At 67.1% G+C, this 24,999-nt stretch carries 24 protein-coding genes and 1 pseudogene; 15 read left to right on the forward strand and 10 right to left on the reverse strand.

What is annotated here, in order from left to right; genetic code table 11:
* Positions 1 to 9 precede the first annotated feature (9 nt).
* Positions 10 to 519 (reverse strand): winged helix DNA-binding protein, encoded by a 510-nt coding sequence (locus tag IMZ29_RS04500; protein WP_216181074.1) that lies wholly within the window; start codon positions 517 to 519, stop codon positions 10 to 12.
* A 131-nt stretch (positions 520 to 650) separates the two neighbouring features.
* Between IMZ29_RS04500 and IMZ29_RS04505 the strand changes: the two genes are divergently transcribed.
* The 12 genes from IMZ29_RS04505 (at position 651) to IMZ29_RS04560 (ending at position 12,535) form a co-directional block, all read left to right on the forward strand.
* The gene (locus tag IMZ29_RS04505; protein WP_253206821.1) at positions 651 to 1,625 is read left to right on the forward strand and encodes a LysR family transcriptional regulator; all 975 of its coding nucleotides are present in this window, start codon (positions 651 to 653) and stop codon (positions 1,623 to 1,625) included.
* A gap of 158 nt (positions 1,626 to 1,783) precedes the next feature.
* Positions 1,784 to 2,464, forward strand: a complete 681-nt coding sequence (locus tag IMZ29_RS04510) for a DUF4286 family protein (protein WP_216181077.1) — start codon at positions 1,784 to 1,786, stop codon at positions 2,462 to 2,464.
* A gap of 31 nt (positions 2,465 to 2,495) precedes the next feature.
* The gene (locus IMZ29_RS04515; protein ID WP_216181080.1) at positions 2,496 to 3,461 is read left to right on the forward strand and encodes a TRAP transporter substrate-binding protein; all 966 of its coding nucleotides are present in this window, start codon (positions 2,496 to 2,498) and stop codon (positions 3,459 to 3,461) included.
* 20 nt (positions 3,462 to 3,481) lie between these two features.
* Positions 3,482 to 3,976: a TRAP transporter small permease gene (locus IMZ29_RS04520; protein WP_216181083.1), complete on the forward strand. Its 495-nt coding sequence runs from the start codon at positions 3,482 to 3,484 to the stop codon at positions 3,974 to 3,976.
* Complete coding sequence (locus IMZ29_RS04525; RefSeq protein WP_216181086.1) at positions 3,969 to 5,264, forward strand: TRAP transporter large permease; 1,296 nt, start codon at positions 3,969 to 3,971, stop codon at positions 5,262 to 5,264. Before IMZ29_RS04520 ends, IMZ29_RS04525 begins: the two co-directional genes overlap by 8 nt.
* Positions 5,265 to 5,401: 137 nt before the next feature.
* Positions 5,402 to 5,929: a Na+/H+ antiporter subunit E gene (locus IMZ29_RS04530; protein ID WP_216181089.1), complete on the forward strand. Its 528-nt coding sequence runs from the start codon at positions 5,402 to 5,404 to the stop codon at positions 5,927 to 5,929.
* On the forward strand, positions 5,926 to 6,219 hold the full coding sequence (locus IMZ29_RS04535; RefSeq protein WP_216181092.1) for an MrpF/PhaF family protein: 294 nt from the start codon (positions 5,926 to 5,928) through the stop codon (positions 6,217 to 6,219). The genes IMZ29_RS04530 and IMZ29_RS04535 overlap by 4 nt, the downstream gene beginning before the upstream one ends.
* Entirely contained in the window at positions 6,216 to 6,512 is a 297-nt protein-coding gene (locus IMZ29_RS04540) for a cation:proton antiporter (RefSeq protein WP_216181094.1), read from the forward strand. Before IMZ29_RS04535 ends, IMZ29_RS04540 begins: the two co-directional genes overlap by 4 nt.
* Before the next feature lie 2 nt (positions 6,513 to 6,514).
* Positions 6,515 to 7,486 carry a hydrogenase subunit MbhD domain-containing protein gene (locus tag IMZ29_RS04545; protein WP_216181096.1) on the forward strand — a complete coding sequence of 324 codons (972 nt, stop codon included), beginning with the start codon at positions 6,515 to 6,517 and terminating at the stop codon, positions 7,484 to 7,486.
* The gene (locus IMZ29_RS04550) at positions 7,483 to 7,791 is read left to right on the forward strand and encodes a sodium:proton antiporter (RefSeq protein WP_216181098.1); all 309 of its coding nucleotides are present in this window, start codon (positions 7,483 to 7,485) and stop codon (positions 7,789 to 7,791) included. Before IMZ29_RS04545 ends, IMZ29_RS04550 begins: the two co-directional genes overlap by 4 nt.
* Before the next feature lie 4 nt (positions 7,792 to 7,795).
* Positions 7,796 to 10,819, forward strand: a complete 3,024-nt coding sequence (locus IMZ29_RS04555) for a complex I subunit 5 family protein (RefSeq protein WP_216181100.1) — start codon at positions 7,796 to 7,798, stop codon at positions 10,817 to 10,819.
* Positions 10,820 to 10,822: 3 nt separating this feature from the next.
* On the forward strand, positions 10,823 to 12,535 hold the full coding sequence (locus tag IMZ29_RS04560) for a complex I subunit 5 family protein (RefSeq protein ID WP_216181102.1): 1,713 nt from the start codon (positions 10,823 to 10,825) through the stop codon (positions 12,533 to 12,535).
* Positions 12,536 to 12,554: 19 nt separating this feature from the next.
* Here IMZ29_RS04560 and IMZ29_RS04565 read toward each other — a convergent pair whose 3' ends face one another.
* The 7 genes from IMZ29_RS04565 to IMZ29_RS04595 all read right to left on the reverse strand — a co-directional run bounded on the left by IMZ29_RS04565 (position 12,555) and on the right by IMZ29_RS04595 (position 19,774).
* Positions 12,555 to 13,352 carry a putative hydro-lyase gene (locus tag IMZ29_RS04565; protein ID WP_216181104.1) on the reverse strand — a complete coding sequence of 266 codons (798 nt, stop codon included), beginning with the start codon at positions 13,350 to 13,352 and terminating at the stop codon, positions 12,555 to 12,557.
* A 100-nt stretch (positions 13,353 to 13,452) separates the two neighbouring features.
* Positions 13,453 to 14,799 (reverse strand): amidase, encoded by a 1,347-nt coding sequence (locus tag IMZ29_RS04570; RefSeq protein ID WP_216181106.1) that lies wholly within the window; start codon positions 14,797 to 14,799, stop codon positions 13,453 to 13,455.
* Between the two features lie 53 nt (positions 14,800 to 14,852).
* Entirely contained in the window at positions 14,853 to 15,539 is a 687-nt protein-coding gene (locus IMZ29_RS04575; RefSeq protein ID WP_216181109.1) for a DUF2848 domain-containing protein, read from the reverse strand.
* A gap of 55 nt (positions 15,540 to 15,594) precedes the next feature.
* Positions 15,595 to 16,878 (reverse strand): TRAP transporter large permease, encoded by a 1,284-nt coding sequence (locus IMZ29_RS04580; RefSeq protein WP_216181112.1) that lies wholly within the window; start codon positions 16,876 to 16,878, stop codon positions 15,595 to 15,597.
* Positions 16,875 to 17,495 carry a TRAP transporter small permease subunit gene (locus tag IMZ29_RS04585; protein WP_216181115.1) on the reverse strand — a complete coding sequence of 207 codons (621 nt, stop codon included), beginning with the start codon at positions 17,493 to 17,495 and terminating at the stop codon, positions 16,875 to 16,877. The genes IMZ29_RS04580 and IMZ29_RS04585 overlap by 4 nt, the downstream gene beginning before the upstream one ends.
* A gap of 79 nt (positions 17,496 to 17,574) precedes the next feature.
* Positions 17,575 to 18,612, reverse strand: coding sequence for a TRAP transporter substrate-binding protein (locus IMZ29_RS04590; protein ID WP_216181118.1), 1,038 nt, complete (start codon positions 18,610 to 18,612; stop codon positions 17,575 to 17,577).
* 250 nt (positions 18,613 to 18,862) lie between these two features.
* Positions 18,863 to 19,774, reverse strand: coding sequence for a LysR family transcriptional regulator (locus IMZ29_RS04595; RefSeq protein WP_216181121.1), 912 nt, complete (start codon positions 19,772 to 19,774; stop codon positions 18,863 to 18,865).
* 64 nt (positions 19,775 to 19,838) lie between these two features.
* Between IMZ29_RS04595 and IMZ29_RS04600 the strand changes: the two genes are divergently transcribed.
* Both IMZ29_RS04600 and IMZ29_RS04605 read left to right on the forward strand, forming a co-directional pair.
* Entirely contained in the window at positions 19,839 to 20,735 is an 897-nt protein-coding gene (locus IMZ29_RS04600) for a DMT family transporter (protein WP_216181124.1), read from the forward strand.
* A 71-nt stretch (positions 20,736 to 20,806) separates the two neighbouring features.
* Positions 20,807 to 20,977: pseudogene (locus tag IMZ29_RS04605) on the forward strand (chemotaxis protein CheB); the annotation flags it as partial.
* Positions 20,978 to 20,993: 16 nt separating this feature from the next.
* Here the strand turns inward: IMZ29_RS04605 and IMZ29_RS04610 are convergent.
* Positions 20,994 to 21,698 carry an ABC transporter ATP-binding protein gene (locus IMZ29_RS04610; RefSeq protein ID WP_216181127.1) on the reverse strand — a complete coding sequence of 235 codons (705 nt, stop codon included), beginning with the start codon at positions 21,696 to 21,698 and terminating at the stop codon, positions 20,994 to 20,996.
* Between the two features lie 85 nt (positions 21,699 to 21,783).
* Here IMZ29_RS04610 and IMZ29_RS04615 point away from each other — a divergent pair, with 85 nt between their 5' ends.
* Positions 21,784 to 22,395, forward strand: coding sequence for an arylesterase (locus tag IMZ29_RS04615; RefSeq protein ID WP_253206857.1), 612 nt, complete (start codon positions 21,784 to 21,786; stop codon positions 22,393 to 22,395).
* Positions 22,396 to 22,485: 90 nt separating this feature from the next.
* On the opposite strand, the gene ppsA is transcribed toward IMZ29_RS04615, so the two are convergent.
* Entirely contained in the window at positions 22,486 to 24,849 is a 2,364-nt protein-coding gene (gene ppsA, locus IMZ29_RS04620; protein WP_216181133.1) for a phosphoenolpyruvate synthase, read from the reverse strand.
* Positions 24,850 to 24,999 lie beyond the last annotated feature (150 nt).

Genomic DNA, 24,999 nt, shown 5'->3' on the forward strand with positions numbered 1-24,999 from the left:
AGGCCCCGATTACAGCGACGTGGCCGCGCGCGCGGCCTGGTCGTACAGGCCGGACAGCGCCCGCAGGGTATTGGCGAGCTGGCGCGTGACTTCCAGCCCGGTGCCTGCCGCCGCCTGCAGGCCTTCGATGAGGCATTCCTCGCGGATCTGCACGTAGCGCTGGATGATGCGCTCGGCTTCGTCCGTGGCGGCGTAGAAGACTTCCTTGCCCTGACGTTCGCCCGTGACCATGCCCAGGCGCTCCAGCTTCTTCAGGGAGTAGTTCACGATGTGCGTGTCCTCCACGTTCAGCGTGAAGCAGATGTCTGCGAGCTTCTTCGCGCGGCGACGATGGTAGACGTGGTGCAGCACCATCACGTCGTTGGACGTGAGATCCGGCAGACCGGCGGCTGCCATGCACCGCACGATCCACCGATCGAAGGCATGCCCGGCGATCATCAGACCGAACTCCACTTCCGACAGATCGGGCGCACGGCCCTTGGCCAAATGCTCCGACGAAGCGATCAACGCAGTGCTCATGACGACGTCGTAAAAGAATCGATGGCGCAAAGATAATAATTTGTTGATAATTCGTCAACGTTTTTTAAAAGTGCGGTTTGCCCACGCAGACGCCCCGCCTGATGCCGAGGGCGAGGCGTCTGTGCCCAAGCATGCCGCCCCTCACCGTGAACCTCCGCTTCCTCGAAACGTTCGTCTGGGTTGCCCGTCTGCGCAGCTTCAAGGCAGCCGCCGGCAAGCTCAACCTGACGCAGGCGGCAATTTCCGGGCGTATCGCCGCGCTGGAGAACGACCTGAACCAGCAGCTCTTCGAGCGCGGGAGCCGGGATACACGGCTCACGCCCGCGGGGCGCACGTTGATGGTCTATGCCCGGCGCATGCTCGATACCGATGCGGCGATGCGGCGTGCGTTGGTCGGTCCCTACGCCCTGCGCGGTACGGTGCGCCTGGGCATCGTCGAGTCGATCGTGCACACGTGGTTCACCCCGTTCGTGCGGCGCCTGCACCAGCGCCACCCCGAGCTCGAAATCGAGCTCACGGCCGAATCCACGCGTCGCCTGCAGGATTTGCTCAAGCAAGGTGGCGTGGACGTCGCCCTGCAGACGGACCCGATGGTGGGACAAGGCGTGCGCAATCGGGACCTGGGGACGCTGCGCATGGGCTGGATCGCCAGCGGCGACGCCCCGCTGCCTGAGACACTGCCCCTGGCCAAGCTGGCCGAGCTCCCGCTTGTCACCTTTCCGCGCTACTCGCAGCCGCACCTGCAACTGCTTGATCTCTTCGACGGCGTGGGCATTCGTGATCTTCGCTTACACTTCGTCTCCTCGATCGCCGCCTGTACGCAATTCGTGGAAGCGGGGTTGGGAGTAGCTGCCCTGCCCGTCGCGGCAGTGCGCGAAGGGCTTGCCAGCGGACGCTACCGCCAGATCCATGGCGAACGCGCGTTGCCTGACCTGCGGCTGGTCGCCAGCTGGCGACCGGACCCGACCGCCAATCTTGCCGAAGCCGTCGTCGGGCTGGCGCTGGAGGAAGTGCGTCGGTATGCGGCCGGCACCGAGGATGCAACGGCACCGCCGCCCGCGGACCCCGTTGCCGAACCGGCACCGGAACCCCCGGAATTACCCTAGTACGCTGCTCTACGGAACCAGCACGAAACGCCGGTTCTCCCTGAGCGCGAGCTCTGTGATCGGTTTTTCTTATCGGGACGTATCTGAATATCCCGTTTGCTTCGACGATTGCCGACTACGCATAATTTTTGTTACGACGTCACACCGGCACGTCGACGATGGAGAAATACGTGGAACCCCACATCCGCCAAGACCGCGACGCCATGGGCGAGCTTTTCATCTGGACGGACATCGATCCCGCCCACGAGGACGATTTCAACCAGTGGTATGACCGCGAACACATGGCCGAGCGCGCCGGCATCGCCGGCTTTCGCTGGGCCCGGCGCTATCGCACGTCGCAAGGCGAGCGCCGCTACCTCGCGCTGTATCGCACGGAGACGATGCACGTCTTCCAGAGCGCGCCGTACCGCAAGGCCTTCGAGCAACAGACGGCCTGGTCGAACCTGAACTTCACGCGCATGCGCAACACGAACCGCCGCGTGATGATTGTCTCGCCGCTGGCCGGTGTGGGCACGGGCGGCGCGCTCGCCATGGTCCGTCTGGGCAGCCTGGACGTCGCCCAGCGTGTGGGCGCCGCCGTCCAAGCCGCCATGCAGATCGATGGCGTGCTCACGATTCGCGTGCTCACCCCCGACCCTGAACTGTCCACCCCGCTGCCCTCGGAAAACCCGGAAGGCCGCGTGCTGGAACCCGTGTTGGTGATCGACGCCACGACCGAGCCCGCGGCAGCTGCCGCTGGCCGACTCGTGGCGAGCGAACTGGACGTCGCCTTGGCGAATGTTCACACCTTCGAACTGCTCTGGGACCTGCGCTCGCAAGACCTGCAGACCCAGCCGTGATCCTTTTTCCCCCTGAAGAAGAGGTATTGCCATGAAAGCACTGCTGAGCCTGGCCGCCGCCCTGGCGCTGACCGGCGCCGCCCAGGCCGCCACGACCTGGACCATGACGGCCGAGCAACCCGATGCGAACTATCTGACGCAGAACGCGCGCCAGTTCGCCGCCGATGTCAAGGAAGCCACCAAGGGTGAACTGGACATCAACGTACAGTCCAATAGCACGCTGTTGAAGCGCCCGGAAGTCAAACGCGGCGTGCAGCAAGGCGTCGTGCAGATCGGCGAAGCGCTCGTGTCCGCGAGCGGCAACGAAGATCCGATCTTCGAAGTCGACAGCGTCCCGTTCCTCGCGCCGTCGTTCGACGAGTCCGAGAAGCTCTGGAAGGCCACCCGTCCCGTACTCGCACAAAAGCTCGACGCCCAAGGCATCGTACTGCTGTACGGCTCGCCCTGGCCCCCGCAAGGCATCTACACCAAGCAGCCGATCAGCAAGCTCTCCGACATGAACGGCTCGCGTTTCCGCGCCTACAGCGCCTCCACGAGCCGCCTGGGCACCCTGATGGGCGCCGTGCCCACCACCGTGCAGACGCCGGAAGTGCCGCAAGCCTTCTCGACGGGCGTGATCGACTCGATGCTGACGTCGCCCGCCACGGGCGTGGACACGCAAGCCTGGGATTACGTGAAGAACTACTACGACGCCCAGGTCTTCATCCCGCAAAGCTACGTGATCGTCAACAAGCGCGCGTTCAACCGTCTGCCCGACGACCAGAAGCAGGCCGTGCTCGACGCTGCCGCCAAGGCCGAGGCCCGCGGCTGGCAGATGGCTCGCGAGCGCACCGCGTCGCTGACCGACACCCTCACCAAGAACGGCATCACGGTGCGCCCGCTGCCGGCTGAGATCACGGCCGATCTGAAGAAGATCGGCGAAACGATGACGGCCGAGTGGCTCAAGCGCAGCGGCGACGAAGGTCAGAAGCTGCTCGACGCCTACCGCGCCAACTAAGTCACAAGGTAAGGATAGCGATGGCCACACTCGAACGAATTGCCGTGGCAAGCGGGGCGCTTGCCGCCGCCTGCTTAGCAGGCATCGGAGCCCTCATTGCCGCGCAGATCGTCGCGCGACTCTTCGGTTACCAAATTCCGTCAGCCGATGATTTTGCCGCGTGGACGCTCGCGGGTTCCATTTTTCTTGCACTGCCGTATGCCATGGTCCGCGGCGATCACATCCGCGTCACCCTGCTGCTGCAGTTCCTGCCGGAACGCGCCAAGCGCCCGTACGAAGTGTGCGCCACGCTGATCGCCCTGGGCCTGTCGGCCTGGTGCGCCTGGCATGCGACGTACTTCGTGTATGAATCGTATGCCTACAACGAGATCGCTCAAGGCATGCTGCGCATCCCGCTGTGGATGCCGCAGATCACCATGCCGATCGGTCTGATCCTGCTCACACTCATGCTGGTCCGCCACCTGGTGCTGGCCCTGCGCGGCACGCTGCCGGCCATGGAGGGTCAACATGAGTGACATCACACAAGCCATCGTCCTGATCGGCGCCCTGCTGCTTCTGCTGGGCGCTGGCGTCTGGGTGGCGTTCGCCCTCATCGGCTGCGGGCTCATCGGCCTCGTGTTCTTCACCGGCTCGCCGGCCGGCATCATCTTCGCCACCAAGAGCTGGGATGCCTCGGCCAGCTGGGCACTGACGGCCTTGCCCCTCTTCATCTGGATGGGGGAAATCCTGTATCGCACCCGCCTGGCCGAAGACATGTTCAGCGGGCTTGCGCCTTGGGTCAACCGCCTGCCGGGTCGTCTCACGCACGTGAACGTGATCGGCTGCGGCATCTTTGCGGCCGTATCGGGCTCCTCGGCGGCCACCACCGCCACGATCGGCAAGATCTCGCTGCCCACGCTCAAGCAGCGCGGCTATCCGGACGGCCTGGCCATCGGCTCGCTCGCGGGCGCCGGCACGCTGGGCCTGCTCATCCCCCCGTCGATCGTCATGATCGTCTACGGGGTCGCGGCACAAACGTCGATCATCAAGATGTTCATCGCGGGCGTGATTCCCGGCCTCATGATGCTGGTGCTCTTCTCGGGCTTCATCATCCTCTGGTCGCTGCACAATCCGGATAAAGTGCCGCCGCCCGAGCCCACCATCCCGCTGCGCGAGCGCATCGCGCGTCTGCGGCTGCTGCTGCCAGTGGTCTTGCTGGTGGCCGGCGTGATCGGCTCGATCTATGCCGGCATCGCCACCGCCACCGAGGCGGCCACGATCGGCGTGATCGGCGCCCTGGTGATCGCCGCCGTCGGCCGATCGCTCACCTGGTCGTCGTTCTTCGCCAGCCTGATGGGGGCCACGCGCACATCCTGCATGATCAGCTTCATTCTGATGGGGGCGGCCTATCTCACGAGCGCGATGAGCTTCACCGGCCTGCCGGCGAACGTCGCTGCGTGGATTTCGGCCATGGGTCTGTCGACCTACGGCCTGATCTTCGTGCTGACAATTTTCTTCATCCTGCTCGGGGCGTTCCTGGACGGCATCTCGATCGTCGTGCTGACGACGGCCGTGCTGATGCCCGCGGTGCTGGCCGCCGGCATCGACCCGATCTGGTTCGGCATCTACCTGATCCTCGTCGTCGAAATGGCCCAGATCACCCCGCCGGTGGGCTTCAACCTCTTCGTGATCCAGGGCATCACCGGCCTGGATCTCTGGAAAGTGGTGCGCATGGCGTTTCCGTTCTTCCTGCTGCTGGTGCTGGCTGTGGCCATCATCACAGTGTTCCCGAAGATCGTCACTTGGCTGCCTAGCGCCATGTAGCCTCGCGCTGCCGCCGATCGCGCGCCGAACGTGCCGGTCCCGCCAGGGTCCGGCACGTTTTTTTCTTCTGGAACCAATGGCGTGTACCGACGCTCCCTCTGTAGGGTGCCCGCCCAGACACCGTAGCCGGAGGAGCCATGCCATCGACCCCCTTGAGTCGCCACGCCGCCACGACGCTCGAACTTGCCAGCGCGCTCCTGTTGCGCAGCCTGGCCTTCGGGGTTGCATGGTGGGCAGTGACGGAAGGCGCAATCGGCTCGCTCGTGTTCGGCGTGATCGCCAGCGTGGCGGCGGCACTCGCGAGCGTTGCCCTGCTGCCACCGCCCTGGCCGCGGGTCCGCCTGACGGCCCTGATCGCGTTCGTGCCCTATTTCCTCGTGCAGTCCGTGGCCGGTGGCCTGGACGTCGTGCGGCGCGCCTTCTCACCCGCCGTTCCGGCCGATCCGGTCCTGGTGACGCACGCGGTGGGGCACATGGGCAAGGCCGAACGCATCGTCTTCACCCTCATCGTCAACCTCATCCCCGGCACACTGTCCACGCGGCTGGAAGACGAACACCTCACGCTGCACGCCATCGATCGTGCGCTACCCGTGGCGGCATCGCTGGCCACGCTGGACGCCCGCGTGGGCGCCCTCTTTGGTCGTACGTCCCGGGAGGCCACATGACGACGCTCTATTACGCGATGGCTGGCCTGCTGCTGATTCAGCTGCTGGTGGGGCTCGCGCGGGTGTTGCGTGGCCCCACGCCGCCAGACCGCATGGCCTGCGCCCAGCTCTTTGGCACGATGGGTGTGGCGGTGCTGCTGCTGCTCGCGCAGGCCACGGGCGTTGCCGCCCTGCGCGACACCGCCCTGGTCTTCGCTCTGCTGGGCGCGCTGGCCGCCGTGGCCTTCGTCGCGCGCGTCTGGCCCAGGCCGGGACAAGCCAGCGCCCCCCCTTCGGAGGACGAAGCATGATCGATGCCGTCACCATCGTCCTGCTTCTGGCCTCGGCCGTGTTCTTCACTGGCGGGACCCTGGGCCTGCTGCGGTTTGGCGACACCCTGACCCGGCTGCATGCGCTCACCAAGGCCGACAACCTCGGGCTCGGGTTCCTGGTCAGCGCCTTGATCCTGCAAAGCGAGAGCGTGGCCGTCGCCGTGAAGCTCGGGCTCATCTGGCTGCTCGCCATGGGTGTGGGCTCGGCGGGCGCCTACCTCATTGCCCGCCATGCCCGCGGCGTGGCGAACGCGCCGACCGACAAGGAGTGACCATGGCCGCGCTTGCCTTCGACGTCCTGCTCGCCGCGGGCCTGGTCTACGTGGCCTGGCGGGCCCTGGGCGTGCGCGACGCATTCACGGCGGTCGTGCTCTTCATCGCTTTCGGGCTGCTCATGGCCTTGTGCTGGGTGCGTCTGGATGCGCCGGACATCGCACTGGCCGAGGCCGCTATCGGCGCGGGCCTGACCGGCGCATTGCTGCTCGATGCCCTGGGACACACGACGGGCGGCCGCCTCAACGACGCTCCTCAGGACGACGACCCACCGGCTGCCGGTCCGGGGCAACGCACGCTGATCGCCATCCTGAGCGTGGGCGGTGGCGCCGCGGTCGCGGCCGGCCTCTGGTTCCTGCCGACGCCCTCGCCGGCCATCCAGGCACCGTATGCGGCGGCGCTCGACGCGCACCCGGTGAGCAATGCAGTCACGGCAGTCCTGCTGGATCTGCGGGCCTACGACACCTTCCTGGAGATGGGCGTGCTCGCCCTTGCCGCGCTGGGCGCCCTGATGCTGCGGGCGACCGGCCCCGCACCGCGCCAGACGTTGCCGCCCGCCCGCACGAGCCGCCTGCTGCCGGGGGTGGCCGGCGTGCTCGTCCCGTTCATGATGCTGGTGGCTGTCTACCTGTACTGGGCCGGCACGGGCCGCTCGGGCGGGGCCTTCCCCGCGGGCGCCATACTCGCCGCCGCCGGGGTGCTGCTCTTTCTCGCCGGCAGCGACCGGCTCGCCGCGCGCGACGACGGGCGCTGGCGTGCCGTGCTCAGTCTGGGTCTCGCCGCATTCCTGATCGCCGGTGGCGCAGGCGCCCTCGGCGGCGCGGGCTTTCTGGGCTGGCCCGCAGGCTGGACCTACGTCGGCATCCTGATCCTGGAAGGCGCTCTCACGCTGGCCATCGGCGGCATGCTGCTCGCGCTCTACACCGCCGACGCACAGCCGCCCCGCGAACCTTCTCAACACCTGACGCCATGACCCATTCGCCCGAGCTCCTCGTCTATGGCGGCGCCGCGGCGATGCTGCTGGCCCTTGCATTCCACGCGCTCGCGCGCAGCGGCAACGTCCTGCGGCGCATCCTGGCGTTGAACGTGATGAGTTCTGCCGTCTTCCTGATGTTCGTCGCCATCGCCCGGCGCGTGCCGGGCGGGCCGCCGGACCCGATCCCTCACGCCATGGTGCTCACCGGCATCGTGGTGGCCGTGAGTGCGAGCGCCTTCGCGCTGGTGCTGCTCAAGCGCCAGCACGACCTTCGCCGCGAGGAGGACTCGCCCGGTGAATGACGTCATGACCCATGACGCCGCGCTGCTGCTCGCCGTCCCGCTCGTCCCGCTGTGTCTCGCCCTCCTTGCCCTGTTCGCCCGAGGTGCGGCGGCCCGCATCCTTCACGTTGCGGGGCCCGTGCTTGTCCTGGTGGTCGCGGGCATGCTCGCGCATGCCGTGATGGCAGGCGAGCCGGTGCGTCACGCGCTGGGAGGCTGGGCCGCCCCGGTGGGGATCGGCCTGGCCGCCGATGGCGTGTCAGCCGCGCTCGTGCTGCTCACCGCGGTGGTGGCCAGCGCCGCGGCCTGGCACGGTTGGGTCGCCGCCAACGCCCAGGAACGCGCCGTGGCGCGCCGCTTCTGGCCGCTCTATTACTTTCTCTGGGCCGGTCTGAACGCACTTTTCGTTTCGGTCGATCTCTTCAATCTGTACGTGGCGATGGAGCTCATCACGCTCGCCGCCGTCATGCTCGTGGCCGATTCCGGCAAGCGCGAGGCGTTGTCGGCTGCCATGCGCTACCTGCTCGTCGCGCTTTTCGGCTCGCTGCTGTATCTGGCCGGCGTCGGCCTGATCTACGGCGCGACGGGCACGCTGGACCTGGGGCTCGTCACGGAGCGTCTGCCGGCAGGCCCCACGGCGTGGACGGCCTTCGCGCTCATCGTGGCCGGGCTCGTCGCCAAGACCGCCCTCTTTCCCTTCCATACCTGGCTGCCCGCCGCCCACGGCTCTGCGGCGGCGCCGGTGAGCGCCGTGCTCTCAGCGCTCGTCATCAAGGCCTGGTTCTATCTCCTGGTGCGGCTCTGGCTGGGGCCGTTCGACGCGCTCGAGCTCGATGGCGTGGCGACGTTGATGGGCCTGGCGGGCGCGGGTGCCATCCTCTGGGGCTCGCTGCAGGCCTTGCGTCAGGATCGGCTCAAGCCGCTCATCGCGTATTCCACGGTCGCGCAGATCGGCTATCTCTTTCTGCTCTTCCCGCTCTTTCCCGAGACACCGTCGCTCGCCTGGAGCGGCGGCTTCTTCCAGGCCATCGCGCACGGCCTGGCGAAGGCTGCGTTGTTCCTGGCCGCGGGCAACGTGATGATCGCCATTGGCACGGATGCGCTCGCTCGCCTGCCCTGGCTCGCTGGCGGGCCGCCGCTGCCCGCGGGCTCGCGATCGGCCCCACGCCCCGCCGCATGCCGCATGAGCCTGCTGGCCATGGGGCTGGCCGGCGTGAGCCTGATGGGCTTGCCCCCGGCCGGCGGCTTCGTCGGCAAATGGCTGCTGCTCGAGGCGGCCTGGCAGCAGGCGGCCTGGGGCTGGGTGGCCGTGCTCGCCGTGGGCGGGCTGCTCACGGGAGCCTACATCGTCAAAGTCCTGCAGGCGGCGCTGGCCAAGCCGCCCGAGGGCGCCGAGCCGATCATGCCCAAGCCCGTGCCACGCCCCCTGGAGTGGCTTGCCATGGCGCTGGCTGTGCTGGCGGTGGTACTGGGTGTGGCGGCTGCCCTGCCCCTGAATCTGCTCGACGTCGGGGTGGCGTTGGCCGAGGCCGCCTCCCCACGTGCCGAGACGAGCGGCGGCTGGCTGCTCGTGGCCATTCTCCTCACGTCCTTCTTCCCGGGTCTCGTGATCTTCTTCCTGGGCGAGACCCAGACCCGCTGGCGCATTTCGCTCAACCTGGCGGGTGCCCTCGCCAAGGTCGTCCTCGTACTGCTCTTGCTCGATGGCGTACTGGCGGGACAGACGTTCGAAGCCCGGATCGCCTTTCTTCCCGGGCTCGACCTGGTGTTGCGGGCGGATCCCCTCACCCTGCAGTTCGTCACTCTGTCGGCCGGGCTATGGCTCGTCACGACGATCTATGCGATCGGCTACCTGAAACGCCACCAGGATCGCTCGCGCTTCTTCGGTTTCTTCAGCCTGTCCGTGACGGCATCCACCGGGATCGCGCTGTCGGGCAACCTCATCACCTTTCTCTACTTCTACGAATTCCTGACCATTGCCACCTACCCGCTGGTGGTGCACACAGGCACGCCCCAAGCCCTGGCCGCAGGTAGACGCTATCTCGCCTATACGCTGACGGGCGGGGTGGCGGTGCTGCTCGGCACGCTGGGCCTGCATGTGCTGGGCGGCGATCTCGCCTTTCACGCCGGCAACTCCTGGGCGGCGCTGAACACCGAAGCGCCGGTGATGCTCGCGGTGATTTTCGCGCTGCTTATCGCGGGCATGGGCGTGAAAGCCGCGCTCGCACCCTTCCATGGCTGGTTGCCCAGCGCCATGGTCGCGCCAGCCCCGGTCAGTGCCTTGCTGCATGCGGTCGCCGTCGTCAAGGCAGGTGCGTTCGGCATCGTGCGGGTGCTCTACGACATCGTGGGGTTGAGCTTCTCGCAGGTCTATGCCGGCACGGCCGTGCTGGCCGTCGTCGCGGCGTTCACGATTCTATATGGCTCGATCCGGGCGATCTTCCAGCGCGAGATCAAGAAACGGCTTGCCTACTCCACGGTCAGCCAGCTCTCCTACATCATCCTGGGCGCCTGCCTCGCCAGCCCGATCGCCACCATCGGTGCGCTTGTGCACATCGTGCATCAGGGGCTCATGAAGATCACCCTCTTCTTCTGCGCCGGCAACATGATGACGGCGCGTGGCGTGCACACTGTCGACGAGATGCGCGGGCTCGGGCGGCGCATGCCCTGGACCATGGCGGCCTTTACCGTCGGCGCGCTGGGCATGATTGGGCTGCCGCCCGTGGCCGGATTCGTGAGCAAGTGGTATCTGGCCGGCGGTGCGCTTGATGCCGGGCAGCCCTGGGTGCTCGCGGTGCTGGTGGGCTCCACCGTGCTCAACGCCGCGTATTTCCTGCCCATGCTGGTGGCCGGATGGTTCCTCGCGCCGGCGCAGGCGCAGGACGCCAAGCCCACCCAGCCCCTGGGCTGGTGGATGACGGTGCCGCCCGTCCTCACGGCGGCCGCCTCGATCGGCGCCGGGCTCTTCGCCGGTCTGCCGCTGAGCCCGCTGGATTGGGCACAAGTCATCGCCGAACGGACCTACTACGGCGTCGCCCCGGAGCCCTGAGCCATGATGAATACTCTCGTCCTACTCGGCGTGCCCCTGGTGCCATTGCTCCTGGCCGTGGCGCTCGCCGTACCGGCGTGGCGCGACACCGTCTGGCGGTGCGCGCCCTGGGCCGCGCTACCCGCGCTCGTGGTGGCACTCGCAGGCTGGCCTGCCGACACCGTGTCGCTGCCCTGGCTGCTCGTCGGCACGCGGCTCGGCCTGGATGAAACGAGCCGCGTGTTCCTCGTGCTGACGGCCGGCCTGTGGCTGGCTGCCGGCCACTACGCGTCGGCCTATCACGTGAAGGACCCACATCGCCTGCGGCACCTCGCGGCCTTCCTCGTCACCCAGGCCGGCAATCTGCTGCTGGTGGTGGCCGCGGATGCCGTCACGTTCTACCTCGGCTTTCTCACGATGAGCCTGGCGGCCTATGGCCTGATCGTGCACACCAGCACGGACGCGGCCCGGCGGGCCGGCGCGGTGTATCTGGTGCTCGTGGTACTGGGCGAGGCGCTGATCCTGCCCGCGCTGTGGCTGGCCGTGGCCGGCGCCGAGTCCCTCGCCCCGGCAGACCTGCGCGCTGCCATCCAGGATAGCGATCTCGCCATCGCCCTGCTGCTGGCGGGCCTGGGCGTGAAGGCCGCCCTCATTCCGCTGCACGTGTGGTTGCCCCTGGCCCACCCGGAGGCACCCACGCCGGCCAGCGCGGTGCTGTCGGGCGCCATGGTCAAGGCGGGTCTGCTGGGTTGGCTCACGCTGCTGCCCGCCGGCGACGTCACCCGACCTGACGTGGGCATCGCACTCATCGTCCTGGGCCTGGCGGGCGCCCTCGGCGCTGCGCTGTACGGCTGTGTGCAGTCGCGGCCCAAGGCGGTGCTCGCCTACTCCACTGTCAGCCAGATGGGGCTCATGATCGCGGTGTTCGGCATGGCCTGGTACTCGCCCGAGGCCGCCGTGCCGGCCCTGGCTGCACTGGTCGTCTATGCCGTGCATCACGGATTTGCCAAGGGTGCGCTCTTCCTGGGCGTGGGCTGCGTGGAAGGCGCCGGCTCGCCGCGCGCGCGTCGGGCGGTGCTGGGCGTGCTCTTCTTGCCCGCGCTGGCGCTGGCGGGCGCGCCGCTCACCAGCGGCGCCATTGCCAAGGGGGCCATGAAGGAAACCTTGCCGAGCCTGCCAGAAGGCCTGTATGCGGGGCTGGAGATCGCACTCCCGCTGGCCGCCATCGGCACGACGCTGCTCATGGCGCGGTTTCTGTGGCTGGCGGCACGACTGCAGGCGCAAGACGCCAAGCCGGGCCTGTTCGCGCCCTGGGCAGCATTGTGTGCCGCGGTGGCCGTCGTCGGGTTCGTGCCAGTGGCGCTGTCCACGGACGACATCCTAGCCGCCGTGGCGCCGTCAACGTGGTGGGCAGCAACATGGCCCGTGCTGGCCGGGCTGACCCTGGGCGCGATCGCAGTCCTCACACGGCGCCGGACGCCGACGTGGTTGCCTGAGGGCGACGTGCTCTGGCTCCTCGTCGCCATCGGGCGTACCCCCGTGTGGCGCTGGCCCGGTCAGGCCTTGCGCCGCGCCATCGATGCCTTGGACCTTACCCTCGACGCCACGCGGCAATGGGTGGCGCACTGGCTCACGCGCATGGGCGACCATGGAGAAACCGCGCTCACCCGCTGGCCGCTGCTCACGGCGACATTGCTCGCCACGCTGGCTGCCGCCTGGCTGCTCGTGCGGGCCTGACGGCCTGCACGCACGACACTCACACCGCCAGACGGGCGTTGATGAGGTCCGTGATCAGCATGTGGCCCGGGGAGTGCGTGATGCAGAACACTGGCTTGGCCGCAGCGACCACCGCCTGGGGCGTGACGCCACAGGCCCAGAACACGGGAATCTCGCCGTCGCGGATCTCGACCATGTCGCCGTAATCGGGCGAGTACAGATCGGCGATCCCGATCTCGGCCGGGTTGCCAAAGTGCACGGGGGATCCATGCACCGACGGAAAGCGCGAGGTGACCTCGATCGCACGGATGGCCTCGGCCGTCTTCATCGGCCGCATGGACACCACCACCGGGCCATGGAACGGGCCCGCGGGCTGCGTCATGAGGTTGGTCCGGTACATCGGCGGGTTCGAGCCCTGTTCGATGTGCCGTACCGGCAGGCCATTGAGCAGCATGGCCTCCTCGAACGAGAACGAGCAGCCGATGAGAAAGGACACCAGATCGTCGCGCCAGAGCGCGCGGATGTCCGTCGGCTCGTCCGTCATCACGCCATCGCGCCAGACGCGATAGCGCGGCAGATCCGTACGGATGTCCACGTCCACCCCCAACGTGGGCAGGAAGGGGTCACCCGGCTCGGACACCCCGATCAAGGGGCACGGCTTGGGGTTGCGCTGGCAAAAGCGCAGGAAGTCGGAGGCGAGGTCTGCCGGCAGGATGGCCAGATTGCCTTGCACGTGGCCGGGGGCCATGCCCGCGGTCTGACCAAGATGGCCGCCCGCGCGAATGCGCAGACGCGCCTCATGGCCGGGATTGCCCGGCACGAAGGAAGAAGTCGACATTACGAAGATCCTTGAGATGACGGACGACACGGCCGTCCCGTCGAAAGGCACTCGGTCTGGTCACGACCCGACACGGCAGAGGCCAGACCGCCCGGGCGCATCACGCTTGCAGCCGGGCTTCGACGGCGGCGCCGATGGCCAGCACGCGGGCGTCATGGCCGGCGGGTGCCGCCAACATCAGGCCCACGGGCGCCGTCCCTGGCGCGTGGCACGGCAGCGACAGGCCGCAGCCGTCGAGGAAATTGATGAAGGTGGCGTTGCGCAGGATCAGGCCGTTGGCCGCGTAGTACGCCTCGTCCGAAGCGGTCAGGGCTTCGATCGTCGGCGCGATGACCGGTACGGTCGGCAGCGCGAGCACGTCATAGCCGGCGATGCGCGCCTCGACCGCAGCGATCCACGACTGGCGGGCCGCCAAGAGATCGATGAAATCGGCCGCAGAGATGTCAGCACCCCGGCGGATGCGCGAGACGACGCGCGGATCATAGCCGTTGCCCGCCCGCTCGATCAGCGCGCGATGCCAGGCCCAGGCTTCGGCCGCCGTGAAGCCCCCCTTGGCGTTGATGCCCGCGAGCTGCGTGAACTCCGGCACCTCGATACGCTCGACGCGCGCACCGGCGGCCTCGAGCTTGGCGATCGCGGCGTCGAACGCCTTGGCCACGGTGTCATCCATGCCATCGAAGACCAGCGTCGTGGGCACGGCCACGCGCAGGCCTTGCAGGCGGGCCGGCACGAGCGGCTGGGGCGCCTCACCCGCCAGGATGGCATCGGCTGCTGCCACGCAGGCCACGCTCGCACCCAGCGGGCCGATCGAATCCAGGTGGGCAGACAGCGGCAGCACGCCGTCCATGCTGACGCGGCTTGCCGTGGGCTTGAAGCCCGTCAGGCCGCACAGCGCGGAAGGGATGCGCACCGAACCGCCAGTATCCGAGCCGATGGCCAGGGCGGCCATGCCGTCCGTCACGGAGACGGCGGCACCCGAGGACGAGCCCCCGGGAATGCGACCCGTCTCACGATCCCAGGCGTTGCGCGGCGTGCCGTAGTGGGGGTTGATGCCCAGGCCCGAATAGGCGAACTCGGTCATGTTCGTCTTGCCGACGATCACCGCGCCCGCGGCGATGAGGCGTTGCACCACGAGGGCGTCCTGATCGGCCGGCGCGGCATCGTTCAGTACGACGGAGCCTGCCGTGGTCGGCTCTCCCGCCGTATCGAACAGATCCTTCACCGACACGGGAATGCCATCGAGCACCGAGCGCACTTGGCCGGCTGCCCGCAGGATGTCGGCAGCCTTCGCCTGCGCCAGGGCGCGTTCGTCGAAGCGCCGCGTGAACACGCGTGCGCCCTCGCCTGCGGCATCGCTCGCGCGCGCCAGTGCGGCCTCGGTCAGCGCGACAGACGTGGTGCGGCCGGCGTCCAGGTCGGCCCGCAGTTGACGCAGTGTGGGGTACATGCAAACTCCAAGGAGAAACCGGCCCTCACGGGGCCGGCAGACAAGCGTTTCGGTCAGGCGACCACAGGCAGCACGTCGATGGCATAGGTATGGCGCAGCGCGCGGTCGCGCTTGGGATCATAGAGCTCCATCGTGAAGGTCGACGCCGGACGGATGCCGCCGATGACAGGCACGGTGCCGCAGGTCATGCCGACGCCATCGGGCAATTGCGATGCGCCATTGGCGTAACCCGCGATGAGATCGGCCGGCGTGCGCAGGCTGGCGAGCGGACCTTCCTGGTACGACACGGTCTTGCCGTCCTCTTCGATCCAGGATCGGATGACGAGGTCATCCCAGTGGCCGACGACCTCGTCCAGGCGCCAGGCCTGACGGGCCACGGGCTTGGCACACACCTGCTTGGAGAGCGCCACGCTGTGGGCCTCGAGCTCGCGGTCGGTATGGTCTGAGGCGATGCTGACATAGGCCACGCCGCCAGCGCTGAAGACGAAGGCTTCCACTTCGCCAGACGTCTGCTCACCGACCATCTGCACCCGGTCGGCCTGCGTGAGCTGATTCGCCGCCACGCGATAGAAGAGCGGCGTCGCGCTCGGACGCGGCACGCCGATGGCGGCGAGCTCTTCGATGTGATGCTCGATGGCGGCCTGGTCACGACCGGCCCAGCCAGCGATCACGAGGTCGGTAAAGTCCACCCGAAGGGCCTGGCTGGCGCTTGCGCCGATGATGTCGAATTCAACTGTCATGATGGATATGCGATGAGCGGTCACAGACGGATTGCTGTGACCGCGATGAGAAAGATCAGCGGAAGACTTCAGGCAGCCACAGGGCCAGGCCGGGGAACAGCACCAGCAGGCCGATCATGACGAACATCGCCAGCACGAACGGGATGCTGCCGATGATCACCGGCGTCATCGAACCGCTCTTGCGAAGGCTTTGCACGACGAAGAGGTTCAGCCCGACCGGCGGCGTGATGAGCGCGGCCTCCACGAGGATGATGATGACGATGCCGAGCCAGATCGGGTCGAAACCCAGCGCGATCATGATGGGCGCGACGATGGGGATCGTCGTGATCATCATGGACAGCGTCTCCATGAAGCAGCCCAGGATCAGGTAGAAGATCACGATGATGAGCAGCATCCAGCCGGGTGACAGCCCCAGGCCCTGGATCGAACTCACGATGGCGTCGGTGACCCCCGTGGCGGCAAGCACGAAGTTCAGGAACGCTGCGGCGATTACGATCAGCATGATCATGGCCGTCGAGCGCATGGTGCCCTCGACCGCATCGCGCAGCATCGAGACCGTAAGCCGACGCATGAATGCCGCGAGTATCAATGCACCCAGCACGCCGAGGGCGGCAGCTTCGGTAGGTGTCGCGATACCGGCGTAGATCGAGCCCACGACGAGCAGGAAGATCAAGGCGGGGGGCACCAGATGCCAGAGGGCGCGCAGGCGCTCGCCCCACGTTGCCCGTACGCGTTGACCACCCCAGCGTGGCCGCGCCACGCACGCCACGATCACCGTCACCATGAAAAGCACGGCCAGCAGCAATCCCGGCAGCAAGCCGGCCAGATACAGTTGCGGGACCGACGAATTCGTGAGCACGCCGTAGAGCACCAAATTGATCGAAGGCGGGATCAAGATGCCGAGCGTGCCACCCGCCGCGAGGCTGCCGAGAAACAGCGGCTCGTTGTATCCGTAACGCTTCAATTGCGGCAGTGCCACCGTGCCCACCGTCGCGGCCGTGGCCACGCTGGAGCCAGAAGTGGCCGAGAACAGCGTGGAGGCGCCGATGTTGGCGTGCATGAGGCCGCCCGGCAACCACGAGAGCCAAAGGCTCATCGCCGCATACATACGCTCGGCGATCCCGGAGCGCAGCAGGATCTCACCTAGCAGGATGAAGAGCGGAATCGCGACCAGGAGGAATTCGTTGTTGGTGCCCCAGGAGAGTTCGCCCATGGCCCGCGACAGCGGGAGGAAGCTGAAGAGCGGATCGAGGATCAGGCCCAACACGCCGAGTGCGGCGGCAACGGGAATGCTGGCGCCGATGAGCACGAGCAGCAAAATGAGAGCAGTGGAGATCATCGGCGGGCCTCCGCGACAAGCCGTTCACCCGAGGCGGCCTCCTCCTCGGCCTCTTCCTGGGCAGAGCGCACGCCGCAGATCGCCTTCACGAGCGCGATGTCGCCCGTGATGAGCGCCGTGCTTGAACGCACGAGCATCAGGGCGAGAACGACGCACATCCAGACCAGACCGAGAAACCACAGGCCCTGCGGGATCCAGAGCGGCGTGCCGAGCGGCGTGTTGGCGGCGGCCTGGCTCGTCCAGGACGTGTGCACCACATCGAACGCGTAGAAAGTCATGAAGCCCAGGAACACGCCCAGCGACACGATGGCAAGCCAATCGAAAATGGCCGACACGCGCACGGGCAAGTACTGGTAAACCACGTCGACACGAACATTCGCCCGTTGCAGAACCGCGAAGGCGAGCGCCCAGGACGTACTGATGGCAAAGGCGTAGCTCGACAGTTCGTCAGCACCGCCCGTGTTGAAACCGAAGAAGCGCCGGGCGAGGACATCGAATGAGATGAGGAGCACGCTCGCGAGCGTAAGCGCACCGCCGGCCCAGACGGCCACGCGCGAGAGCGTCTCGGCGCAACGCCATAGGCCACCCAGCCGAGCGCTCGGGGGAGATTGGGTCATAGGGGAACTCCGTACGGCGCGCCAGCGCGACGCACCGGGCAAAGACAGTCCGGCGCGCGGGGCGCCGGACGCGGGACGATCAACGCTTGGCAGTCACGCCCACGATCGGGGCGATGGTGGCATTGAAGTCATTGACGCACTGCTCGGAGCAACGCGCCGCCCACTTGGGCAGCACAGATTCTTCCAGCACCTTGCGCAGCAGCGCACGGTCGGCGTCGGTCGGCTCGACGAGCGTCATCTTGCCCTTGACCTCGCGCGTGCAGGCGGCGGCACCCGTGTTGCAATCAAAGCCTTCCTGCGTTTCGCGGGCGGCAGCCGTCCAGATGTCGTCCACCAGCTGATCGAAGTTTTCCTGCAGGAACGTCTGCACCTTGGGATCCAGCGAGCTCCAGGTCTTCTGGTTCACGGCGTGGATCATCTGGTTCCAGTTGATCGGCATGGCATACAGGTGGGTCGACACCTCATACCACTTGGCCGAGTAGCCCGACATGGAGCCGGTGATGGCGCAATCCACGACGCGGTTCTGCAGCGCAGGCACCACTTCGCCGAAGGCCATGGTCACGCTGGTGCCACCCAGAGCTTCCACGAACTCGGCCGTGGTGCGGCTGCTGGTACGGACCTTCTTGCCCTTGACGTCGGCCAGACCCTGAATGGGCGCGTTGCAGAAGAGCACTTGGCCGGGATAGGTCGAGATGCCCAGCAGGCGCGCGTTGGCTTCTCCGTCGTAAAGTTTGGCGTAGATGGGCTCGAACGCTTCGGTGACCTTGCGAGCGGTCTCGACGTCGGTGGACAGGCCGGCGAGGTCGATGGCTTCGTTGATCGGATTGTCGCTGGCGAAGTAGGACAGCGGCGCCGTACCGATCTGGATCACGCCCTGGGACATCAGGCGCAGCATTTCCGGACCCTTCAAGCCCATTTCGTTCAGGCCGCGGATGCGCGCAGTCACTTGGCCGTTGGACTTCTCAGGAATGGTCTTGGTCCAGAACGGCTGCTCGTGTTCCGTGTAGGCCGTCAGGTTGCTGAAGCCACCGACAACGGTGAGCTGGGTCTTGGGCAGATCCTGGGCGTGGACGATGCCGGCGGCAAGGACGGCGGCCAGTGCGAGGACTTTCTTCATGTCGAACTCCGAAGGATGCGGGAATCAGCGCAGTCCAGGCTCCCGTCAGCCGAGGTGGACGCGGTCAGCCTGTTCACCAGGTGAGCTGCGGGCGGGCCGTAGCCGGCCGCGAGCGGAAAAACGCGGCTACGTGCGGGCCCGCAGGCCGATGAACAGTGTCACCGCATTGCAACGCAAGCCTTCGGGTGCGTCCAATCGTAAGATCGGATGCCGGGATATAAATTTTACTTAACCCTTTTAGGGAAATCCATTAGAACGACTCGAAGATGGGTGGCCGGGACGCGCGGGCCGTCTCGTGGGCAAGACGGGCCAGCGCGTGCTTGATATGGCCGTCCGGGCCCTGCATCCACGTTGCCGTGAAGACGGGGTCGGGCAGCGGTCCGGACCGTACGTCGATGAGTCTGAGCGTGCCCGCGCTCAACTCCTTGGCCAGGAAGACCGGCGTGATCACCGCCACCCCGATGCGCGCGAGCGCCATGCGCGCCACCATCGACAGCGAGGCACTGCCGTACATGCGCGGATGCGCCACGCCCCCACGTACCAGCATGTCGCGCAACACCTGGTAGGGCCGGCTGTGGGCCGGATACGTGATGATCGGAAACTGGGCGACCTGCGCGAGTTCGAGGGGCTCGGGGGGCAGATCGAGCGACGGGCTGGCCACCCAGGCCAAGGGGTAGCCCCCCAGGGGCAGGTTCTCCACCCGCGGCTCCCGCAAGGGCCCGAGCATGAACGCCACGTCCAGGTGGCGCGACAGCAACTGCGAGCGCATCACGTCGCTCGTGTCCACGTCGATCTGCAGTTCGAGCAACGGATAGGTGGCATGCACCTGCTGGATGAAGTCCACGAGCCAGGTCTGGACGATGGTCTCGGCCACGCCGATGCGCACGCTGCCCTGCATCACGTTCTCGGCACGCGCTGTCTGCAGCATGTCCTGCCGCACCTGCAGCATATGTTCGGCCTGCCCCAGGAGCTCATGCCCCTTGGCGGTGAGCGTGACGCCGCGCGCGTCACGCACGAAGAGTTTGACGCCCAGCGAATCCTCCAGGGAGGCAATGCGCTGGGATATGGCTGGTTGCGTCGTATTGAGCTTTTCCGCACACGCGCGAAAGCTGCCCAGGTTCGCCACCCAGTAGAACGTCTCGATATTGCGCAGGTCGATCATGGTGTGTGAAAGAATACGGTCTCGAGCCGAACTCCAACAAGCGGTGTTGCACGCCGCGCTTCGCATGTCATCGCCCTCGCCTCTCCTCGTTCATCCGCTCACTGCCGTTGCCTTCGTCCTGCTCTCGCAATGGTGTCTTTCCACACTGGACGCCAGTGGCAAATGGGTCATGCAGACTGGGTTGTCGCTGGGCATCCTCTGCTTCGTGCGTTACGCGGTACATTTGATCCTCGTCGTGTCGCTGGCCCTGCCTTCACGCGGACGCCGGCTGCTGCGCACCCGCCACCTGAGCGGCCAGCTGCTGCGTGGCGTGGTCATGCTCGGCGCCACCCTGATGTTCTTCACGACCCTCACGCGCCTGCCGTTGGCCGAGGCCACGTCGATCAACTTCCTGGCACCCCTGATCGTGCTCGCGATCTCGCCCTGGCTCCTGGGCGAGCCCCGCCATGTCTCGCGCTGGGTCGCGGCAGGCGTGGCATTCGGGGGCATGCTCATCGTGGTTCGGCCAGGCTCCGGCCTGGACCCCATCGGCGTGCTGTTCGGCCTGGGCACGGCGATGTGCTTCGCGCTGCAGTTCATTGCCACGCGTCGCGTGGCTGGCGATGATCCACTCACCACGCTGGTCTGGAGCGGCCTGGTGGGCACCGTCCTCCTGACGCTGTCGCTGCCCGTCACCCTGCCGCCCATGCTCGACCTGCTGGGCTCGCTCACCGTGTGGCAATGGCTCGTGCTCATCTCGACGGGCGTCTCCGGCGCGCTCGGTCACCTCTTCCAGATCCAGGCGTTTCGCCGCGCACCAGCGTCCCTGCTTGCGCCCTTCATGTATCTGCAGATTGTCTCTGCCACGACCATGGGCTGGCTCGTCTGGGGGCACTTCCCGGACGAGATCACGTGGCTTGGCATCGCCGTCATCTGCATCAGCGGTGCCACCATCGCCATGGTGGAATGGCGCCGGCGCTAGGCCTGGCGGCGTAGCTTGACGGGCGTATGCCCTGTCCAGCGCTTGACGGCCCGGGCCAGGGTGCGGTCATCGCCGCTGGCGCGCGCACGCTGGCCCAGGACGAGGACAGCTGCGTGGTCTATGGGATGCCGCGTGAAGCAGTGCGCCGCGGTGCCGTGCAGCGCAGCGCAGCGTTGCGTTCAGCGCCATCGCCCGCGAGATCCAGGCGCAGTCACGCTGACGGGGTGTTCGTGAATCGCTAGTTTTGCCGTGTCGGGCTCAGCCCGACGCCTGGACGCCGTCTGCCCCGGAGTCCCGCACCAGCCGTCCGGCCACGAGCTCGATCTGGCGCTCGCACCGGCTGGCCAGCCCCGGATCGTGCGTCACGAGCATCAGGGTGGCACCGTGCTCGCTGTGCAGGGCAAACATGAGATCGATCACGGCCTTGCCAGTGGCCACGTCCAGGCTGCCCGTGGGTTCGTCGGCGAAGAGCAACGAGGGCTGCATGACGAAGGCCCGTGCGATCGACACCCGCTGCTGCTCGCCGCCCGACAGCGTACGCGGGTAATGGTGCAGCCGGGCATCCAGGCCCACGCGCGAGAGCATGCGCCGCGCCGGGTCGCGCGCAGGCTTGCCGGCGAGCTCCAGCGGCAGCATCACGTTTTCGAGCGCCGTCAGGTGCGGCAGCAGCTGAAACGACTGGAACACGAAACCCACGTGGGCTGCGCGCAGCCGTGCCCGGCTGTCCTCGTCCAGCACCGACAGGTCATGCCCGAGCATGTGCACCGAGCCTGAGCTCGGCATGTCCAGGCCCGCCAGCAGGCCGAGCAACGTGGACTTGCCGGATCCGGAACTGCCAGTGATCGCTGCGGTCTGACCCTTCGGGATGGCGAAATCGACGCCATCCAGAATGGTGAGCATGCCTTCGGTATCCTCGACCTGGCGGCTGAGGTTGCGTGCGACGATCGCAGCTGACTCCGACATCCTGATGACTCCTTCTCAACGGGCGACACATCCTATGGTGCCTCGATTCTCGCTCACGCGAGCCATTCCTGTCCTGCTGTGGCTGATGCTGGCAAGCCTCGTCACCCTCACCGCCTACGCACAGACACCGGCTGCCGCCCCGGGTTCCCCGCCCAAGCGCATCCTGGTGCTCGGCGACAGCCTCTCGGCCGAGTACGGGCTCGCACGCGGCTCAGGCTGGGTGCAGTTGCTCCAGAACCGCATTGACGAGCAGGCCCCGGGCCATACCGTGATCAACTCGAGCATCAGCGGCGAGACGACAATTGGCGGGCTCTCCCGCCTGCCTGCCCTGCTGGCCGAGCACGATCCGGACATCGTGATCCTCGAACTGGGCGGCAACGACGCCCTGCGCGGGCTGCAGCTGGGCACGACGGAGAACAACCTGCGCGACATGGCCCGCGCCGCACGCGCGGCGGGAGCCCAGGTGATCGTGGTGGGCATGCAGATCCCGCCCAACTACGGACGCGCCTATGCCAACCGCTTCCAGGCGGCCTTCGGCCTGGTGGCCGAGGAAGAGAAGGCTGAGCTCGTGCCCTTCCTGCTGGAAGGCGTGGCGACCGATCCGGCGCTGTTCCAGGCGGATCGCATCCACCCCACGGCCCAGGCCCAGCCGATCATGCTGGACAACGTCTGGCCCGTGCTGCAGCCACTGCTGTAGGCCCTCAGACGACAACGCCGGCCCGAGGTTGCCCCGGGGCCGGCGTTGAACGTGCGACGAAGCGGCCCCCTGCCGCTTCGTCCACCCGCGTTACTCTGCGAGCTTGTTCCAGGTGTCGACCACCGTGTCCGGGTTGAGCGACATGGACAGGATGCCCTCGTCACGCAGCCACAGGGCGAAATCCGGATGATCGCTGGGGCCCTGGCCGCAGATGCCGACATACTTGCCTGCGGACAGGCACGCCGAAATCGCGCGCTTCAACATGGCCTTGACCGCCGGATCGCGCTCGTCGAAGTCGGCTGCCAGCAGCTCGAGGCCGGAATCGCGGTCCAGGCCCAGCGTGAGCTGGGTCAGATCGTTCGAGCCGATCGAGAAGCCGTCGAAGAACTTGAGGAATTCGTCGGCCAGCACGGCGTTCGAGGGCACTTCGCACATCATGATGAGGCGCAGGCCGTTGTCGCCGCGCTTCAGGCCATACTCGGCCAGCAACTCGACCACGCGCTCGGCCTGCTTCAGGGTGCGCACGAAGGGCACCATCACTTCGACGTTGGTCAGGCCCATGTCGTCCCGCACGCGCTTCAACGCTTCGCATTCCATGCGGAAGCACGCGTCGAATTCTTCCGACACGTAGCGCGCCGCACCGCGAAAGCCCAGCATCGGGTTCTCTTCCTCGGGCTCGTAGCGCGAGCCGCCGATGAGCTTGCGGTACTCGTTGGACTTGAAGTCCGACAACCGCACGATCACGGGCTTGGGGTAGAAGGCAGCGGCAATCGTTGCCACGCCTTCGGCCACCTTGTCGACGTAGAAGGCACGCGGGCTCGCGTGGCCGCGGGCCACGGATTCGATCGCCGTCTTCAGGTCGCTGTCCACGCCCGGGTAGTCCAGGATGGCCTTGGGGTGGATGCCGATGTTGTTGTTGATGACGAACTCGAGACGGGCCAGGCCCACGCCGCCGTTCGGGATCTGGGCGAAGTCGAAGGCGAGCTGGGGGTTGCCCACGTTCATCATGATCTTCACGGGGATCTCGGGCATGGCGCCGCGGCGCACTTCCTCGACTTCCGTTTCGATCAGGCCGTCGTAGATGCGGCCTTCGTCGCCTTCGGCGCACGACACCGTCACCTGGGCGCCCTCGGACAGCTTGGCGGTGGCGTCGCCGCAGCCGACGACGGCCGGGATGCCGAGTTCACGGGCGATGATGGCCGCGTGGCAGGTGCGGCCGCCGCGGTTGGTGACGATGGCCGAGGCACGCTTCATGACCGGCTCCCAGTTCGGATCCGTCATGTCGGTGACGAGCACGTCGCCCGGCTGGACCTTGTCCATTTCCGACACGTCCGACACGAGGCGCACGGGGCCGGCGCCGATCTTCTGGCCGATGGCACGACCGGTGACGAGCACGCTGCCCGTGGCCTTCAGGCGATAGCGCAGCTGCACGTCGTTGGCCGACTGCTGGGACTTCACCGTTTCCGGGCGCGCCTGCAGGATGTAGATCTTGCCGTCCACACCATCGCGGCCCCACTCGATGTCCATCGGGCGCTGGTAGTGCTTCTCGATGATGACGGCGTAGCGCGAGAGTTCGATGACTTCGTCATCCGTGAGCGAGAAGCGGTTGCGCTCGCTCGCGGGCACGTCCACCGTGCGCACGGCACGGCCTTCCGGACGCTCCGGATCGAACTCCATCTTGATGAGCTTGGAGCCGATGCGGCGGCTCACGATGGGGTACTTGCCCGCGTCGAGCGAGGGCTTGAAGACGTAGAACTCGTCCGGGTTCACGGCACCCTGCACCACGGTCTCGCCCAGGCCGTAGGACGAAGTGATGAAGACGACATCGGTGAAGCCCGACTCCGTATCCAGCGTGAACATCACGCCCGCCGAGCCCGTGTCCGAGCGCACCATGCGCTGCACGCCGGCCGAGAGCGCGACGTCGGTGTCGGCGTAGCCCTTGTGCACACGATAGGAGATGGCGCGGTCGTTGTAGAGCGAGGCGAAGACGTGGCGGATCTTGTCGAGCACATCCTCGATACCCACCACGTTGAGGAAGGTTTCCTGCTGGCCGGCGAACGAGGCGTCGGGCAGATCCTCGGCGGTGGCCGACGAGCGCACGGCGAAGCTGCCCTTGCCATCGGCATCGAGCTTGGCGAAGGATTCGCGGATCTGGGCTTCCAGATCGGCGGGCAGCGGCGCGTCGATGATCCACTGACGGATCTCGGCGCCGGCCTGGGCCAGCGCACGCACGTCATCGGCGTTGAGCGAGGCGAGCTTCTCGGCGATGCGAGCGTCGAGCCCGGCACCGCGCAGGAAGTCGCGAAAAGCCTGCGCCGTGGTGGCAAAGCCGCCGGGCACGCGCACGCCGGCACCGGCGAGCTGGCTGATCATCTCGCCGAGGGAGGCATTCTTGCCACCCACGGCGTCCACATCGGTCATCCGTAGCTGCTCGAAGGGAACGACATAAGACATGAAGCACCTATACAATCAATGAAGGAAAGCGGGTTTGGTCAGGACATGCCGTTGCCATGCCCTGACCAAACCTGCCTTTGCCTGCCGACCCACGCCGCCGGGCGCTGGTGGCCCGCATTGCCCGGCCCTGCCCGCAGGCGGGTGATTCAC

Source organism: Verticiella alkaliphila (genome assembly GCF_018904615.1).
GTDB classification, from domain to species: Bacteria; Pseudomonadota; Gammaproteobacteria; order Burkholderiales; family Burkholderiaceae_B; genus Verticiella; species Verticiella alkaliphila.

Excerpts from the sequence above, each read along its gene's own strand:
- IMZ29_RS04500 (WP_216181074.1), bottom strand. The coding sequence starts at position 519 with ATGAGCACTGCGTTGATCGCTTCGTCGGAGCATTTGGCCAAGGGCCGT.
- IMZ29_RS04505 (WP_253206821.1), top strand. The coding sequence starts at position 651 with ATGCCGCCCCTCACCGTGAACCTCCGCTTCCTCGAAACGTTCGTCTGG.
- IMZ29_RS04510 (WP_216181077.1), top strand. The coding sequence starts at position 1,784 with ATGGAGAAATACGTGGAACCCCACATCCGCCAAGACCGCGACGCCATG.
- IMZ29_RS04515 (WP_216181080.1), top strand. The coding sequence starts at position 2,496 with ATGAAAGCACTGCTGAGCCTGGCCGCCGCCCTGGCGCTGACCGGCGCC.
- IMZ29_RS04520 (WP_216181083.1), top strand. The coding sequence starts at position 3,482 with ATGGCCACACTCGAACGAATTGCCGTGGCAAGCGGGGCGCTTGCCGCC.
- IMZ29_RS04525 (WP_216181086.1), top strand. The coding sequence starts at position 3,969 with ATGAGTGACATCACACAAGCCATCGTCCTGATCGGCGCCCTGCTGCTT.
- IMZ29_RS04530 (WP_216181089.1), top strand. The coding sequence starts at position 5,402 with ATGCCATCGACCCCCTTGAGTCGCCACGCCGCCACGACGCTCGAACTT.
- IMZ29_RS04535 (WP_216181092.1), top strand. The coding sequence starts at position 5,926 with ATGACGACGCTCTATTACGCGATGGCTGGCCTGCTGCTGATTCAGCTG.
- IMZ29_RS04540 (WP_216181094.1), top strand. The coding sequence starts at position 6,216 with ATGATCGATGCCGTCACCATCGTCCTGCTTCTGGCCTCGGCCGTGTTC.
- IMZ29_RS04545 (WP_216181096.1), top strand. The coding sequence starts at position 6,515 with ATGGCCGCGCTTGCCTTCGACGTCCTGCTCGCCGCGGGCCTGGTCTAC.
- IMZ29_RS04550 (WP_216181098.1), top strand. The coding sequence starts at position 7,483 with ATGACCCATTCGCCCGAGCTCCTCGTCTATGGCGGCGCCGCGGCGATG.
- IMZ29_RS04555 (WP_216181100.1), top strand. The coding sequence starts at position 7,796 with ATGACCCATGACGCCGCGCTGCTGCTCGCCGTCCCGCTCGTCCCGCTG.
- IMZ29_RS04560 (WP_216181102.1), top strand. The coding sequence starts at position 10,823 with ATGATGAATACTCTCGTCCTACTCGGCGTGCCCCTGGTGCCATTGCTC.
- IMZ29_RS04565 (WP_216181104.1), bottom strand. The coding sequence starts at position 13,352 with ATGTCGACTTCTTCCTTCGTGCCGGGCAATCCCGGCCATGAGGCGCGT.
- IMZ29_RS04570 (WP_216181106.1), bottom strand. The coding sequence starts at position 14,799 with ATGTACCCCACACTGCGTCAACTGCGGGCCGACCTGGACGCCGGCCGC.
- IMZ29_RS04575 (WP_216181109.1), bottom strand. The coding sequence starts at position 15,539 with ATGACAGTTGAATTCGACATCATCGGCGCAAGCGCCAGCCAGGCCCTT.
- IMZ29_RS04580 (WP_216181112.1), bottom strand. The coding sequence starts at position 16,878 with ATGATCTCCACTGCTCTCATTTTGCTGCTCGTGCTCATCGGCGCCAGC.
- IMZ29_RS04585 (WP_216181115.1), bottom strand. The coding sequence starts at position 17,495 with ATGACCCAATCTCCCCCGAGCGCTCGGCTGGGTGGCCTATGGCGTTGC.
- IMZ29_RS04590 (WP_216181118.1), bottom strand. The coding sequence starts at position 18,612 with ATGAAGAAAGTCCTCGCACTGGCCGCCGTCCTTGCCGCCGGCATCGTC.
- IMZ29_RS04595 (WP_216181121.1), bottom strand. The coding sequence starts at position 19,774 with ATGATCGACCTGCGCAATATCGAGACGTTCTACTGGGTGGCGAACCTG.
- IMZ29_RS04600 (WP_216181124.1), top strand. The coding sequence starts at position 19,839 with ATGTCATCGCCCTCGCCTCTCCTCGTTCATCCGCTCACTGCCGTTGCC.
- IMZ29_RS04610 (WP_216181127.1), bottom strand. The coding sequence starts at position 21,698 with ATGTCGGAGTCAGCTGCGATCGTCGCACGCAACCTCAGCCGCCAGGTC.
- IMZ29_RS04615 (WP_253206857.1), top strand. The coding sequence starts at position 21,784 with ATGCTGGCAAGCCTCGTCACCCTCACCGCCTACGCACAGACACCGGCT.
- ppsA (WP_216181133.1), bottom strand. The coding sequence starts at position 24,849 with ATGTCTTATGTCGTTCCCTTCGAGCAGCTACGGATGACCGATGTGGAC.